Source organism: Gemmiger sp. An120 (genome assembly GCF_002160955.1).
GTDB lineage: Bacteria > Bacillota > Clostridia > Oscillospirales > Ruminococcaceae > Gemmiger_A > Gemmiger_A avium.
Map to the genome: position 1 here is coordinate 1 of NZ_NFLN01000028.1, position 15061 is coordinate 15061.

The 15061-nt window shown below is 65.4% G+C and carries 15 protein-coding genes and 1 riboswitch; of the genes, 3 read left to right on the forward strand and 12 right to left on the reverse strand.

All coding sequences use genetic code 11. The annotated features are described in order from the left end of the window. From B5E65_RS14690 to B5E65_RS14710, 5 genes are all read right to left on the reverse strand, one after another. Positions 1-2025 (reverse strand): elongation factor G (locus B5E65_RS14690; protein ID WP_143403041.1); only part of this gene is annotated, 2025 nt, incomplete at its 3' end. 142 nt (positions 2026-2167) lie between these two features. Beyond that, the gene (locus B5E65_RS14695; RefSeq protein WP_087172516.1) at positions 2168-2920 is read right to left on the reverse strand and encodes a Rossmann-like domain-containing protein; all 753 of its coding nucleotides are present in this window, start codon (positions 2918-2920) and stop codon (positions 2168-2170) included. Further along, a complete protein-coding gene (locus tag B5E65_RS14700; RefSeq protein ID WP_087172517.1) occupies positions 2898-3659 on the reverse strand; it encodes an ABC transporter ATP-binding protein in 762 nt (253 codons plus the stop codon). The genes B5E65_RS14695 and B5E65_RS14700 overlap by 23 nt, the downstream gene beginning before the upstream one ends. Next, positions 3652-4116: a molybdate ABC transporter permease subunit gene (locus B5E65_RS14705; protein ID WP_087172518.1), complete on the reverse strand. Its 465-nt coding sequence runs from the start codon at positions 4114-4116 to the stop codon at positions 3652-3654. The genes B5E65_RS14700 and B5E65_RS14705 overlap by 8 nt, the downstream gene beginning before the upstream one ends. Next, entirely contained in the window at positions 4053-4559 is a 507-nt protein-coding gene (locus tag B5E65_RS14710) for a hypothetical protein (protein WP_087172519.1), read from the reverse strand. The genes B5E65_RS14705 and B5E65_RS14710 overlap by 64 nt, the downstream gene beginning before the upstream one ends. A 46-nt stretch (positions 4560-4605) precedes the next feature. On the opposite strand from B5E65_RS14710, the gene B5E65_RS14715 reads away from it, so the two are divergent. Next, complete coding sequence (locus B5E65_RS14715; protein WP_087172520.1) at positions 4606-4959, forward strand: Crp/Fnr family transcriptional regulator; 354 nt, start codon at positions 4606-4608, stop codon at positions 4957-4959. Between the two features lie 65 nt (positions 4960-5024). On the opposite strand, the gene B5E65_RS14720 is transcribed toward B5E65_RS14715, so the two are convergent. The 7 genes from B5E65_RS14720 to B5E65_RS14750 all read right to left on the reverse strand — a co-directional run bounded on the left by B5E65_RS14720 (position 5025) and on the right by B5E65_RS14750 (position 13378). Continuing rightward, positions 5025-5978, reverse strand: coding sequence for an ABC transporter permease (locus B5E65_RS14720; RefSeq protein ID WP_087172521.1), 954 nt, complete (start codon positions 5976-5978; stop codon positions 5025-5027). Further along, positions 5978-7069 carry an ABC transporter permease gene (locus B5E65_RS14725; RefSeq protein ID WP_242957573.1) on the reverse strand — a complete coding sequence of 364 codons (1092 nt, stop codon included), beginning with the start codon at positions 7067-7069 and terminating at the stop codon, positions 5978-5980. The genes B5E65_RS14720 and B5E65_RS14725 overlap by 1 nt, the downstream gene beginning before the upstream one ends. Beyond that, positions 7066-8580 carry an ABC transporter ATP-binding protein gene (locus B5E65_RS14730; RefSeq protein WP_087172522.1) on the reverse strand — a complete coding sequence of 505 codons (1515 nt, stop codon included), beginning with the start codon at positions 8578-8580 and terminating at the stop codon, positions 7066-7068. The genes B5E65_RS14725 and B5E65_RS14730 overlap by 4 nt, the downstream gene beginning before the upstream one ends. A gap of 85 nt (positions 8581-8665) precedes the next feature. Further along, a complete protein-coding gene (locus B5E65_RS14735) occupies positions 8666-9817 on the reverse strand; it encodes a BMP family ABC transporter substrate-binding protein (protein WP_087172523.1) in 1152 nt (383 codons plus the stop codon). 325 nt (positions 9818-10142) lie between these two features. Further along, positions 10143-10715, reverse strand: coding sequence for a hypothetical protein (locus B5E65_RS14740; RefSeq protein WP_087172524.1), 573 nt, complete (start codon positions 10713-10715; stop codon positions 10143-10145). 65 nt (positions 10716-10780) lie between these two features. Then, positions 10781-11695, reverse strand: coding sequence for a YitT family protein (locus B5E65_RS14745; RefSeq protein WP_087172525.1), 915 nt, complete (start codon positions 11693-11695; stop codon positions 10781-10783). 18 nt (positions 11696-11713) lie between these two features. After that, positions 11714-13378 (reverse strand): glutamine--tRNA ligase/YqeY domain fusion protein, encoded by a 1665-nt coding sequence (locus B5E65_RS14750; protein WP_087172526.1) that lies wholly within the window; start codon positions 13376-13378, stop codon positions 11714-11716. A 177-nt stretch (positions 13379-13555) separates the two neighbouring features. On the opposite strand from B5E65_RS14750, the gene B5E65_RS14755 reads away from it, so the two are divergent. Beyond that, entirely contained in the window at positions 13556-14227 is a 672-nt protein-coding gene (locus B5E65_RS14755; RefSeq protein WP_087172527.1) for a lysoplasmalogenase family protein, read from the forward strand. A gap of 22 nt (positions 14228-14249) precedes the next feature. Further along, on the forward strand, positions 14250-14711 hold the full coding sequence (gene rpiB / locus B5E65_RS14760) for a ribose 5-phosphate isomerase B (RefSeq protein WP_087172528.1): 462 nt from the start codon (positions 14250-14252) through the stop codon (positions 14709-14711). A 132-nt stretch (positions 14712-14843) separates the two neighbouring features. Beyond that, positions 14844-15019: riboswitch (Lysine riboswitch) on the forward strand. Positions 15020-15061 lie beyond the last annotated feature (42 nt).

Here is a 15061-nt window from a genome sequence, read left to right on the forward strand (position 1 = left end):
GCTGGAACCCTGGTACGACTTCCGGCTGGAACTGCCCGCAGGCAATCTGGGCCGTGCCATGACCGACCTGGAGCGGATGGGGTCCGGTTCCGGGGCCGGGCGGCGGGGCGCCAGCGGATTCTGCACATGCATCCTGCCCGCGGCCTCCCGCCAGGGCACCACCACCCCGGCGCCGTGGCTGCAGAACACCGAATCCGCCGGGTCGTCCACATCCCGTTCCGGGTCGTACCCGGCGGCGGCGATCACCGGGGCCGGGTCGCGGCAGGGGCGGTAACCGCAGGGGGTGCAGCTCAGCCGCCCCTGCCCCCGGCTGTAGGCCGCCAGCTCGGCGGCGTAATCCTGCAGCGCGGCGGCGGGCACACTGCCGGTGAGGACGGCCTGTTCCCCGTTCTGCTCGGGCGGGGCAAACTCGGCCCCCATCCGCTCCAGGTCGGTCATGGCACGGCCCAGATTGCCTGCGGGCAGTTCCAGCCGGAAGTCGTACCAGGGTTCCAGCAGCAGGTTCTCCGCCTGCATCAGGCCCTGGCGCACCGCCCGGCGGGCCGCCTGGCGGAAGTCCCCGCCTTCGGTGTGTTTCAGATGGGCCTTGCCCGCCGCCAGCGTGATGACCACGTCGGTGAGGGGCGCGCCGGTCAGCCCCCCCCGCAGCGGCGTTTCGGCCAGCTGGCTTAAAATCAGCCGCTGCCAGCTGCCCTCCAGCTGGTCGGTGGGGCAGCGGCTGGCAAACTGTATCCCGCTGCCCCGGGGGCCCGGCTCCAGCAGCAGGTGTACCTCTGCGTAGTGGCGCAGCGGCTCAAAATGGCCCGCCCCCGCCACCGGGGCGGCGATGGTTTCCCGGTACAGGATACGTGCCGGGCCAAAATCCACCTGCCAGCCGTACCGGCGGGCGATCAGCCCCTGCAGTATCTCCTGCTGCACCGGGCCCATGGCCTGCAGGCGGATGCAGCCCGCCCGCTCGTCCCAGCCCAAGTGCAGCTGGGGGTCTTCCTCCTCCAGCTGGCGCAGCTTGCCCAGGGCGGTGTGGGGGTCCACCCCGTCGGGCAGCAGCAGTTCGCAGCTGCTCACCGGTTCCAGCAGCGGAGCGCGGGCGGGTGCCTGCGCCCCCAGGCCCTGGCCGGGCCGGGTATGGTCCAGGCCGGTGACCGCGCACACCTGCCCGGCCACCACCTTCTGCACCGCGGTGAACTTTTCGCCGGAATACACCCGGATCTGATCCACCTTTTCCGGGCCGTCCGGGCCGGGCAGGGTGGTTTTGACCGGCAGTTCCCCGCCGGTGATTTTAAGCCAGCTGAGCCGCACCCCCTGGGCGTCCCGGCCGATCTTGTAGACCAGCGCGGCAAACTCCGCGCCCCGGGGCGGCTCGGGAACCAGCCGTTCCATGGCGTCCAGCAGCCGGGCCACCCCCTCCCCTTTCAGCGCCGAGCCGAAATAGCAGGGAAAGGCCTTGCGCTGCCCGATCAGCGCCGACAGGTCACCGTCGGTGAGGGGCGCGCCCTCCAGGTACCGCTCCATCAGTTCCTCGCTGCACAGCGCCAGCTGCTCCGCCAGGTCGGGGTCGTCCATATCCACGCAGCCGCCGTCCAGCGCGGTGCGCAGCTGTTCCATCAGCCGGGGCCGGGGCAGCCCGGGCAGGTCGGTCTTGTTTACAAAGAGCAGGGTGGGAACCCGGTAACGGGCCAGCAGTTCCCACAGGGTGCGGGTGTGGGCCTGTACCCCGTCCACCCCGCTGACCACCAGCACCGCCACGTCCAGCGCCTGGAGGGTGCGCTCGGTCTCGGCGGAGAAATCCACGTGACCCGGGGTGTCCAGCAGGGTCAGCTCCAGCGCCGGGGTTCGGATCACCGCCTGCTTGGCAAACACGGTGATGCCCCGGGCCCGCTCGATGGCATCGGTATCCAGAAAGGCGTCCCCGTGATCCACCCGGCCCATTTTTCGGATGGCGCCGCCCGTGTAGAGCAGCGCCTCGGACAGGGTGGTTTTGCCCGCGTCCACATGGGCCAGCACACCTGCACAAATTCGTTTCATCGCGTTCTTCTCCTGTGATCGTATTGCCTTTTATTGTATCACAGAATCCGCAAAATTCCGAGGTGGTTTTGGGCAGAAAACAGCGCGCCGGCCCCGGCGGACCTTTTTGTGTCCGCAGAGAGCCGGCGCGCCGCCGTTTGGTTTATTCGTACCGGTCCGCAAAGCAGACCCGCCGCAGCCCCAGCAGTTCCGCGCTGCCTGCCAGCGTGATGCCAAAGAACACCACCGGAACGGGCAGCTCCATGTAATCCACAAGGGTGCCGTTGCACAGCGTGCTGCCGGTGCACAGGATCAGGTCCGCCCACTGGATCAGGTCTTCCCGGGCCCGGGCGCCGTCCTCCACCCGGACGCCGAAGCGGGCCGCCCCCACATTTTCCGGGTTCAGGTCCAGCACCCGCACCTGACGGCCGCTGCCCGCCAGCATCTCCAGCAAGGCGGGCTGATAGCCCACCAGCCCCACCCGCCGGGCATTCGGGTACTCTGTGTCCAGCCAGGCGTGCATATCCACAGCGCACTGTTCCGGCCCCTGGGTACGGCAGTGCACCGTTCCGGTGCAGCGGCCCAGATGGGCCATCACCGCGTTCATGCAGGCGATGAACAGGCCCCGGGCGTGGGCGTCCTGCAGGATGTTCAGCGCCAGCACCTGGGCCAGCGTACCGGAGAAGGCGGCCGGCGCATCGGTGAACGCCTGCCCCCGGCTGCCCCGGTATTCCGCCTGGATCATCACGTCCTTGCCCTCCAGAATGGGAAAATCGGTGCGGCGGGTGTTGCCGATGGCCTCTTCCGGCGTGAGGGCGCGGCAGCGCACCGCCACCGGTTCCTCCGCCAGCCCGTTCTCGGCCACGATACGGGCAAATTCTTTTTTCAACCGTTCATACAGCTGTGTCTGCGTCATGGGCTGTTTCTCCTCTCTTTTGTTCCGCAAGCCTCAAAAATTCCAGGGCCGGGGCGGGCCAGGACGCCCGGTACAGATCGGCGGCCGGGGCAATGCCGCACAGTCTTCCCCCCGCCAGCACCCCCACCCGGTCGGCCAGGTCCTGCGCCTCGGTAAAATCGTGGGTCACAAACAGCACCGCGCAGCCAAACTCCTGCCGGATCCGGCGCAGCAAGCCATGCAGCTGTTTTTTGGTCACCGGGTCCAGGGCGGAAAACGGCTCGTCCAGCAGCAGCAGGGCGGGCCGCGGTGCCAGGGCGCGGGCCAGCGCCACGCGCTGCTGCTCGCCGCCGCTCAAAGTGCCCGGATACTGGTCCAGCACCCGCTCCAGCCCGAACCGTGCCGCCAGCTGCTGCACCTGACGGTGCACCTCGTCCCGGCGCATATGCCGCACCCGCAGCCCATAGCCGATGTTCTGCGCCGCCGTCAGATGCGGGAACAGGCTGTATTCCTGATACAGGTACCCGATATTGCGCCGGTGCAGCGGGATGCGGCGCACCTCCTGCCCGCGGAACAGCGCCTGCCCGCCGGAGGGCGCACAGAAGCCGGCGGCGCTTTCCAGCAAAAGGGTCTTGCCCGCGCCGGTGCGGCCCAGCAGGGCCAGGATCTCGCCCCCGGCCAGCGACAGGTTCACCCCCTCCAGCGAAAAGCGGCCCCGCCGCAGGGTTACCTCTTTCAGTTCCAGTACCGGCTCACTCATAGCGCCCTCTCTTTTTGTCCACGCGGGTGAACCGGGATGCCACCGCCAGCGACGCCGCCGAGATGGCCAGCAGCAAAAACGCGCTGGCCAGCGCACCGTTCAAATCGTTGGCGCTCACGTTCAGATAGATGTTTGCCGGCAGGGTCTCGGTCTTCATGCGGGTCACCCCCACCAGCATGAGGGTTGCGCCGAACTCCCCCAGCGCCCGGGACCAGACCAGCACCAGCGCCCCGGCCAGGCTGTGGCGGCACAGGGGCAGCAGGATGGTAAAAAAGCGCCGCGCCTCCCCCGCGCCCAGCAGGCCCGCCACGTATTCCAGTTTCCGGTCTGCCCGGCGGAAAGCCGTGGAGACCAGCTGCACCGCAAAGGGAAGGTTCACCGTAAGCTGGGCAATCACAATGCCGTTGTGGCTGAACACCACCGGCAGCCCGTCAGAGCCAGTACCAGACCCATGCACAGGCCCGCCACACGAAGCATACTTTTTTCTTTCATCGCCAAAATGCTCCTTTTTTGCCGGCCTTTGCCGGAATTTTTATCGATTATAGCATTCTTGCCGGTAAAAGTAAGTTGGTGGGCCAACTTTTTGCTATAATGAAGAAAAGCCCGCTGTGCCGGAACGGAGGAATGACGATGGAAGAATGGCTGGACTGCCTGAAACGGGACCGGCTGCTGGGAAGCTTGGGGGAAGAGGTTCTGCGCCGCAAGCTGCTGCCGCTGGCCACCGAGCGCCAGTATGCCGCCGGAGAGGCGCTGCTGCACCCGCAGCAGGCCCAGGAACAGCCGGGCATTATTCTGGAGGGACGGGTGCAGATCCTGCAGCTGTTTCCCAGCGGGGCCAGCAGCCTGATGGCGGTGCTTTGGCCGGGCGGCCTGCTGGGGATCGACCTGGTGTTTACCCACACCCAGGCCTCCCCCCTACTACGCGATCGCCAGGGAACCCACCCGGGTGCTGTATCTGCCCGCCGCGCCGCTCACCCGGCCGGACCCGCTCACACCGGAGGAATGTCTGACGGTGATGCGCCAGGCGCTGCTGATCCTCTCCCACGACAACATGAAAAAGCACTACCAGCTGACCATTCTTTCCCAGCACGGGCTGCGCCAGCGGATTCTGGCCTATCTGAGCATGCAGGCCACCCGCCGGAAAAGCAGCAGCTTTTCCATCCCCTTTTCCCGCGAGGAACTGGCCTGTTACCTGTGTGTAAACCGCAGCGCGCTCTCCCATGAGCTTCGCCGGATGGAAAAGGACGGGCTGATCCGGTTCCGCAAAAACCGCTTTACCCTTCTCACCCCGCCGGAATAAGCCGCTTTCGCCGTTCTGCAAAAAAGGAGCGGGGCCTGTGCCCCGCTCCTTTTTCTTGTTGTCTGTCAGCGCTCTTCCCGGAAGTAGTTGACACCCAGGCTGCCGGGGATGCGGCTGCCCGCGCTGCGGCGCATGCTGCTGATCACCAGCACCAGCGCCGTCATCAGGAAGGGCAGCATCTTGTACAGCGCCGCCGGGATGCCCATGCTCTGGGGCACGTAGTATTCCAGCACCCGCAGCGCACCGAACACCAGGCTGCCCCAGATGGCCATATGGGGCTTCCAGGCGGCGAAGATGACCAGCGCCACCGCGATCCAGCCCAGGCCGCCCACGCTGTCGCTGAGCCAGACGCCGCCGTTGATGATCATGCTGCAGTAGGCCCCGCCGATGCCGCAGATGCCGCCGCCCAGCAGGATGTTCACGTACTTCCAGCGGGTCACGTCAATGCTGGCCGCGTCGGCCGCGCCGGGGTTTTCCCCGATGGCCTGCACGTTCAGGCCGGTCTTGGTGCGGAACAGGTACCAGGCGCAGACCAGCGCCACCGCGATGCCCAGATAGACAAAGGGATTGTACTGGAACAGCAGCGGCCCCACCACCGGCAGGTCGCTGAGCACCGGGATGTCCACGCTGCGCATCTGGGCGGTGACCGCCTCGGGCAGCTTCAGGCTGCCGCTCTCGCTTTTGCCCAGCATGTAGATGCCGAAGAAGTTGGACAGGCCCACCCCGAAGATGGTCAGGGTCAGGCCGGCCACGTTCTGGTTGGCCATAAAGGTGACGGTAAGCACCGCGTAGATCAGCGCCCCGCCCAGCCCGGCGGCAAAGGCGGCCAGCCAGGCCAGCAGCAGGTTGTCGGTGGCGTAGCCGGCCATAAAGCCCGCGCAGGCGCCCAGGGCCATCATGCCCTCCACGCCCAGGTTCAGATGGCCCACCTTTTCGGTGAGGATCTCGCCCACCGTGCCGAACAGCAGCGGCGTACCGGCGGCCACCGCCGCCACGAGAAATTTCAGAAACAGATCCATCAGCGCGCGCCCCCTTTCTTACGCGCCACAAAGGCGTAGCGCACAAAGAACTCACTGGCCAGGATAAAGAACAGGATCACGCCCTGCAGCACGTCGGCACAGTCGGCGGAGAGGCCCAGATCCGACTGCACCACGCCGCTGCCCTTTTCCATCACGCCGAAGCACAGGCTGACCAGGGCGATCATGCCCGGGTGCAGCTGGCACAGCCAGGCCACGATGATGGCGGTAAAGCCCACGCCGCCGGCCACGCCGATGGAGAGGGTCATGTCCTGCCCGGCCACCTGCACCATGCCGCACAGGCCCGCCACCGCGCCGCTCAGGAACATGGTGCGCAGCACCACCCGGCGCACCGGGATACCGGCGTAACGGGCGGTATCCTGGCTTTCGCCCACCACGGCGATCTCATAGCCCTGCTTGGTGCGCCGCAGGTACACCCAGATCACCACGGTGAGCACCAGGGCGATCACCCAGCCGATGTGCACGCCGAACAGCTTGTCCAGCGCCACGTTCTTATCAAACCGGGCCACCTTGCTGAAGCCCGCGGACTCCGGGTCGCGCCAGGGGCCGTCCCGCAGGTACTGCACGATATACAGGGCGATATAGTTGAGCATCAGGGTGAACAGGGTCTCGTTGGTGCCCCAGCGCACCTTGCACACCGCCGGGATCAGGGCCCACAGCCCGCCGCCCAGCGCCCCGGCCAGGGCCATGATGACCAGCAGCACCACATGGGGCAGGTTGGCGTGGTACAAGGCAAAATAGCTGGCGAACACCGCGCCCATGATCAGCTGACCCTCGCCGCCGATGTTCCAGAACTTCATCTTGAAAGCCAGGGTCACAGCCAGGGCGCTGATGCACAGGGGGATGGCATAGCGCACGGTGCCCTGGATGGCCATGGCGCTGCGGAACGCGCCGCTGAGCATGGTGCCGTAGACCGCCAGCGGGTTCTGGCCCAGCGCCAGCAGGAACACGCCGCCCGCCACGATGCTCAGCACCACGGCCACGGCGCGCAGGGCCGCGGCCTGGCCGGCGGGGCGCTCGGCCCGCTTGACCACCCGCAGCAGGGGCTCGGAATGCAGTTTTGTCTGGCTCACAGGTCCACCTCCTCGCCGGTCATCATCCGGCCGATCTGTTCCTTGGTGGCGGTGCGGGCGTCGGCCACGCCGGTGACCCGCCCGTGGCAGAGCACCAGGATCCGGTCGCACAGTTCCAGCAGCACGTCCAGGTCCTCGCCGATGAAGACCACCGCCACCCCTTTTTCTTTCTGCTGGTTGAGCAGATCGTAGATCACATAGCTGGAGTTGATGTCCAGCCCGCGCACCGGATAGGCGGTGATCAGCAGGTTGGGGCCGGACTCGATCTCACGGCCCAGCAGCACCTTCTGCACGTTGCCGCCGCTGAGCATCCGCACCGGGGTCTCGGTGCCGGGGGTCACGATGTTCAGTTCCTTGATCAGGCTCTCGGCCAGGGCGCGGGCGGGGGCCCGGTCCACAAAGGGGCCTTTGCCCTCCCGGTAGCTTTTCAGCAGCATGTTGTCGGTCATGCCCATGCCCGCCACCAGGCCCATGCCCAGACGGTCCTCCGGCACAAAGCTCATGCTGATGCCCAGGTTGATGATCTCGGCAGGGCTTTTGCCCAGGATGTTCTCCTTGTGGTACAGCGCCGCGCCCTTCTGGGCGGGCAGCAGGCCGGCCAGCACCTCGCACAGCTCCTTCTGGCCGCTGCCGGCCACACCGGCTACGCCCAGGATCTCGCCCGTGCGGATGGTAAAGTTCACGTCGGTCAGGGCGGCGCTGCCGTCCGGCCGGGTGACGCCCAGATCCACCACCTTCAGGATGGTCTGCGGGTCCTTCGGCTCGGGGCGGCGGATGGACAGGCTCACCTTGCGGCCCACCATCAGCTCGGTCAGGCGGGCGGCGTCCACCCCGGCGGTCTCCACCGTGTCCACGCTGCGGCCCCGCCGCAGGATGGTCACCCGGTCGCTGATGGCCAGCACCTCGTTGAGCTTATGGGTGATGATGATGATGGCGCAGCCCTTGGCGCGCATCTGCCGCAGGATGGCAAACAGCTTGTCGGTCTCCTGGGGGGTCAGCACGGCGGTGGGCTCGTCCAGGATCAGGATGCGGGCGCCCCGGTAGAGCACCTTCAGAATCTCCACCGTCTGCTTTTCGGAAACGCTCATCTCCCGCACCGGCTTCTCCGGCTCGATGGTCAGGCCGTAGGTCTCGCACAGTTCCAGCACCTTGCGGCGCAGGGCCTTGGCGGGCAGGCGCTTTTCCTTTGTGCCCAGCACGATGTTGTCCATGGCGCTGAAAGGCTCCACCAGCTTGAAGTGCTGGTGGATCATGCCGATGCCCAGCGCCTGGGCGTCGGCGGGGCTGCCGATGGCGGCGGGGGCGCCGTCCACCTCAATGACCCCTTCGTCCGGATGGTAGATGCCGCTGATCATGTTCATCAGGGTGGTTTTGCCGCTGCCGTTTTCGCCCAGCAGGGCCAGCACCTCCCCGTAGCGCACCTCCAGCTCGATGCCGTCGTTGGCCACCACCTCGCCGAACCGCTTGGTGATGCCCCGGCAGCGGATGGCGGTCTGTACCGTTTGTTCCATATCGTCACCTCGTTCGCAGCGTTTGGAATAAGACCGGAAAAGGGCGGCCGGAAAGGGCCGCCCAAAAGGTTGCTGTTGGCGGTGATTACTTGACCACCACGTTCTTGAAGTACCAGTTCACATCCAGGTAGTACTCGCTGGTGTGCATCTGGCCGTCGTTGCCCTCGATCTCGCCGTCGAAGACGTCCCACTCGCCGCTCAGGATCTTGGCGCGGGCTTCCTCCACCGCTTCGGCGGTGCCCTCGGCGCACAGATCGCTCAGGTCGGTGATGTCCACAAAGCCCTCGGCCAGGCCGCCGTAGTAGTTGTCCACCTTCTCGCCGGCCACCCAGGTGCCGTCGATCACGTTCTGCACAGCGGTGGTGTAGTAGGCAGACCAGTTCCAGACCACGCTGGTGAGCACCGCGCCGGGGGCGTCCTTGGCCATGTCGCTGTTGTAGCCCACGCCGTACACGCCGGCTTCCTCAGCCGCCAGCTGGGGGTTGGGGGTGTCGCAGTGCTGGCCGATCACGTCGCAGCCCAGATCGATCAGGGCCTGGGCGGCAGCCTTTTCGCCTTCGGGATCGTACCAGCTGTTGGTGGTCTTCACGTAGACCTCGGCGTCCGGGTTCACGCTGTACACGCCCATGGCGAAAGCGTCGCAGCCGCTGGTGACCTCACCGTTCTCGGTGCCCCAGGCAGCCACATAGCCGATCTTGTTGCTCTTGGTGTTCAGGCCGGCGGCCACGCCGCTCAGGTAGCGGGCCTGGTAGATGCGGCCGAAGTAGTTGTTGAAGTTGGTGCCGTTGCTCTTGGAGCCGGTGCCGTGGCTGAAGATGATGTCGGGATACTCCTCGGCCATGGCCTCGCAGTAGTCCATGTAGCCCCAGCTGGTGGCAAAGATGATGTTGCAGCCGGCTTCCACCAGCTCTTCCAGAGCGGTCTGGATAGCGGCGGCGTCATCGTCGGCCACGTTGTTCTTGCGGATGATCTGGTCATCGGACAGGCCCAGCGCCTGCTGCATGCCCACGATGCCCTGGTCATGGGCGTAGCTGTAGCCGCTGCCGTCGGCAGGGTCGCCGATGTGGATCACGCCCACCTTGATCTGGTCGGCGGGGATGCCCGCGCCGGTGGCGTCACCGCCCGCAGCGGCGCTGCTGCCGCCCGCGGCCTGGCTGCCGGAAGAGCTGGCGCCGCAGCCGGCCAGGCACAAGGCCAGCAGGCAGACAGCCAGCAGGATGCTCAGAAACTTTTTCATAGTGATGATCCCCCTGTTTTGTCGTAAAAGAAAAAAACACGGCGCGGCCGGCAAAAAGCGGCCGCGTTTGACGCAACCATTGTAGCCTACCGTCCCCGCTCTTGGCAAGACGGCCCGGCAATGTTTGGCTGCCTACACAATGGCGGCCGGGCGGAGCGGGCCTTTTTGTAGCGGATTCACAAAAACTTTACAATTTTTGTTTCTTTTCTCTATAAAAGTCATACTTTTATTGTGGGATATCTACAAGGTGAACTATAAAAAAGATCCCCGGGCGCACAGCGCCCGGGGACCGGAATCAGATTTGTTCAGCTGAAAAAGCAGGCGGTCAGCCCTCCCGGGGGCCCAGGCCCAACTCGTCCATATGGGCGCGCATCCCCTCGATGCACAGCCCGATCACCTCGGTCAGGTCCATACCCAGCATCTCGCAGCCCTGGGCGATGACCGCCCGGTCGATCTTGGCGGCGAACCGCTTGTCCTTGAACTTCTTTTTTACGCTGGAGGCCTCCAAATCGGACAAACCGCCCGGCCGCATCCGGGCGGTGGCGGCGATCAGGCCGGTGAGCTCGTCCACGGTGAACAGGCTCTTTTCCAGGTCGGTCACCGGCTCAGTATCGGTGCACAGGCCCCAGCCGTGGGCCAGGATGGCCCGGATGCTCTCCTCGTCCACCCCGGCGTCCCGCAGGGGCTGTTCGGTGTGGTGCAGGTGCTCCTCGGAGAACTGCTCGTAATCGTAGTCGTGCAGGTAGCCCACCGCCTCCCAGTAGGCGGGGTCCTGGCCGAAGTGCCGGGCCATGGCGCCCATGGCGGCGCTTACGCCGATGGCATGTTCAAACAGGTGGGCTTCGGTGGTGGTGGAGGCCAGCAGTTCGCGGGCCCGGTCCATGGTAAGCTGCGGCATGAAGATACGCTTCCTTTCTTAGCAAAATACCGCACAGCCGAAGCTGTGCGGTGTGAGGGCAACGGTTACACGGCGCGGAATCCCTTGCCCATGGTTTCGCTGGTATTGACGATGGTGATAAAGGCGCCCGGATCGATCCGGCGGATATAGTTGCGCAGGGCCACCGCCTGGGCACGGGTGAGCACGGTGGTAAGCTCCTCGATCTCCCGGTGGGAGTAGGCCCCGTAGGCGGTGTGCACCGTAGCGCTGCGGTTGAGCTTTTCCAGGATAAACCCCCGGATGGCCTCCGCTTCCTTGCTGACGATGGTGACCTTTTTGCGCTGGTTGATACCGTCGATGACGCCGTCCACCACAAAGGCCCGGGCCAGCAGGCCCAGCACACAGTACAAACCGATGCGGATGCCGAACAGGCTGCCCGCCCAGACGGTGATCAGGAAGTCGCTGAGCAGCAGCGCCCGGCCGATCTCCAGGCTGGTTTTCTGGGCCAGGATCATGGCCACAATGTCGGTGCCGCCGGTGGACGCGCCCAGGTTAAAGACGATGGCGCTGCCCGCCGCGGGCAGGATCACCGCGTAGCAGAGTTCCAGCATGGTGTCCTGGGTGAAAGCGGACTGCATGGGCCAGATCACATCCAGCAGGCTGATATAGGCGCTGAGGGCAAAGCTGGAATAGATGGTGCTGCCGATGGCCTTGCGCCCCAGGAAGATCAGCCCGATCACCACCAGCAGGGTGTTGATGGCAAACATCATGCTGCCCACGTTGGCGCCCGGCAGGATATCGGCCAGAATGATGGACAGGCCGGTGGTGCCGCCGATGGCAAAGTGGTTGGGGGACTTGAAGAAATGTGTCCCGGCCGCGGTGAGCAGCAGCCCCAGGTTCAGCAGGGCAAACCAGCGCAGGCTGCCGGGCGAAAATGCGTGCCGCAACTGGGCCGCCACGTCAACGCGGGGGGTCTGCCCCGCCTGTTCCTTTTCTTCCATAATGATGCTCCGGCTCCTTTACAGGGTCTTGCTGAAGCTGTCCTTCAGGGTCACGATCCGGTTCCAGACGCCCTCGTTGCGGCTGTCCGGGGTAAAGTAGCCCATACGCACGAACTGGAACCGCTCGCCGGGCTTGGCGTCGGCCAGGCTGGCCTCCAGCTTGGCGTTGGGCAGCTCGGTGACGCTGTCCTGGTTCAGGTAATCCTGATAGCCCGCGCCCTCCGGCAGGTCGCCCATGTTCTCCAGGGTGAACAGGTTGTCGTACAGGCGCACCCTGGCGTCCACCGCGTGGCGGCGGCTGACCCAGTGGATGGTGCCCTTGACCTTGCGGCCATCCACGGGATTGCCGTTGCCGGTCTCCAGGTCGGCGGTGCAGCGCAGCTCGGTCACGTTGCCGGCTTCGTCGCAGACAACTTCGTCGCAGCGCACGATGTAGGCGCCCATGAGCCGTACCTCGCCGCCGGGCTTGAGGCGCTGGAACTTGGGCGGCGGCACCTGGGCAAAGTCGGCCCGCTCGATCCACAGTTCGCCGCAGAAGGCCACCGGGCGGGTGCTGGTGTCGTTCGCTTCCCGGTTGGGGTTGTTGGGGATGTCAAAGTACTCCACCTTGTCGGCGGGGTAGTTGGTGATGGTCAGCTTGATGGGATCGGTGACCGCCATCCGCCGCGGGGCGGACAGCTCCATCTCGGTGCGCACGCACCAGTCCAGCAGGCGGTTGTCCACCAGGCTGTAGTTCTTGGCCACGCCCGCTTTCTGTACAAAGGTGAAGATGCTGGACGGGCTGTAGCCCCGGCGGCGCAGGCCGCAGAGGGTGGGCATCCGGGGATCGTCCCAGCCGTCCACGATGCCCTGCTCCACCAGCTCGCGCAGGTAGCGCTTGCTCATGACGGTGTGGGTCACGTTCAGGCGGGCAAACTCGCGCTGGATGGGATAGGGCCCCAGGTCCAGGTTGTTGATGACCCACTCGTACAGGGGACGGTGGTTCTCAAACTCGATGCTGCACATGGAGTGGGTGATGCCCTCCAGCGCGTCCTGGATGGGATGGGCAAAGTCGTACAGGGGGTAGATGCACCACTTGTCCCCCTGGCGGTGATGGCTCACGTGCTTGATCCGGTAGATGGCCGGGTCGCGCAGGTTCATGTTGGGGCTGGCCAGGTCGATCTTGGCGCGCAGGGTCTTTTCCCCGTCGGCAAACTCGCCCGCCCGCATGCGGCGGAACAGGTCCAAGTTTTCCTCGGGGGTGCGGTCCCGGTAGGGGCTGGGACGGCTGGGCTTGCCCGCGTCCTGGCCACGGTACTCCTGCATCTCCTCGCGGGTCAGGTCATCCACGTAGGCCTTGCCGTCCAGGATCAGCTTTTCGGCGTACTCGTAGCACTTGTCAAAATAGTCGCTGCCGTAGAAGATGCCCCCGTTGGGCACCGCGCCCAGCCACTCCAGGTCTTCCCGGATGCTGTTCACGTACTCCTCGTCCTCCCGCACCGGGTTGGTGTCGTCGAACCGCAGGTTGAACTTGCCGCCGTACTGGTTGGCAATGCCCCAGTTGATCCAGATGGCCTTGGCGCTGCCGATGTGCAGGTAGCCGTTGGGCTCCGGCGGGAACCGGGTGTGTATCTCTTTGACCCGGCCCTCGGCCAGGTCGGCGTCGATGATCTCGGTCAGAAAATTGTTTATTCTTTCAGCCATGTTTTTCGCTCCTCAATACCAGAGTGTCCTATCTTTGTACGATACCACATTCCGCGCGGTTTTTCAATGGCGGCGGCGCAATTGCAGCGGTTTTGTGCCCGTCCGTAGACAGCCGGGCCCCTGTTGGGGTATACTGGGAAAAGAAACGGCCCCGGCCGGAAAGGAACCCTCTGGACTATGGTCATTTTCTGCATTGTTCTGTCGCTGGCGCTGCTGGCGCTTCTGCTGCGCATCGCCTACAGCCGCCGGCATTTTCACCTGTACCCGGCGGCCAAGACTGCCGCCAGCCTGGGCTTTGTGGCCACGGCCCTGGCCTGCCACGCTCAAAGCGGGGTGAACAGCGGCTATTTTGCCCTGCTGATGGTCTGCCTGCTGGCCTGCCTGGCGGGGGATGTGCTGCTGGGAGTGGCCAACCTGCACGCGGGCTTTTTCAGCCGGTTTTTCCTGGCGGGCACGGTGGCGTTCATGGGGGCCCACGCGGGGTTCTGCGTGCTGTTTGCCCGCGCGCCGGGGGTGCGGCTGCGGCCAATCCTGGCGCTGCCCGCGCTGGTGGCGGGGGCGGCGGCCCTGTGCATCCGGGACAAGCGCCGGTTCAAGCTGAAAAAGCTGGCCCCGGCGGCCTTTGTCTACGCGCTGTGCGTGGGGCTGATGACCAGCCTGGCCCTGGCGGGCTGGCTGGGTGCGCCCAGCCCCCGCAGCGCCCTGACCGCGGCGGGCGCGGTGCTGTTTTTCGCCTCCGACGCGCTGCTGCTGTTTCTTTATTTTTACCATAAAAAGCGGGGCTGGCTGCGGGCCGCCAATCTGCTGACCTATTACATAGGGATGCTCTGCCTGGCGCTGACTGCCTGACCGCACCGAAAGGAGATATACTATGAAGATCGTGATTGGCAATGACCATGTTGCCATCGAAATGAAGCAGGCCCTGCAGGCCTGGCTGGAAGAAAAGGGCCACACGGTGGTGAACATCGGGGTGGACGCGCCCCCCTGCGACTATCCGGTGATCGGCTACCGGGGCGCGAAGATGGTGGCCGACGGCCAGGCGGATTTCGCGGTGCTGATCTGCGGCACCGGGCTGGGCATCGGCATGGCCGCCGCCAAGGTGAAGGGGGTGCGGGTGTGCACCTGCAGCGAGCCCTACTCCGCCAAGATGGCCCGCTGCCACAACAACGCCAACGTGCTGACCTTCGGCGCGCGGGTGATCGGCATCGAGATGGCCAAGATGATCCTGGAGAGCTGGCTGGACGCGGAATTTGAGGGCGGCCGTCACGCCCGCCGGGTGGCCATGCTGGAGGAGATCGACCAGACCGGTCACCTGGCCGCGGCGGAAGAATAAGCCGAAAAAAGCCATTTTTTGCCTTTTGGGCAATTTGTAAAGCAAAACGGGTTGACAAGCGGCGGAAAATATGATAAAACCGCCCTTGTACGACAAGAAAAGACGCCGCCTGCCGTTTGGCGGGCGGGCTGACAGATTGGTAGAGGCGCGGGGCTCATGAGTAGCCTGCGGCACCGGCCCGGCAAGGCCGCCGCAGGGGAAAGGGATCCCCGCCGAAGAAAACGGAGGCTTGCCGGCCGCCGGATTCTGGGCCGTCGCAGAAGATGCGCCGGACTGTCACGAACCCCTCGTGGAGCGCTATCATCGGTCCGGTCCGGTACGTTGTGTGCCTGTGCCGCCGTGCGCGCGTT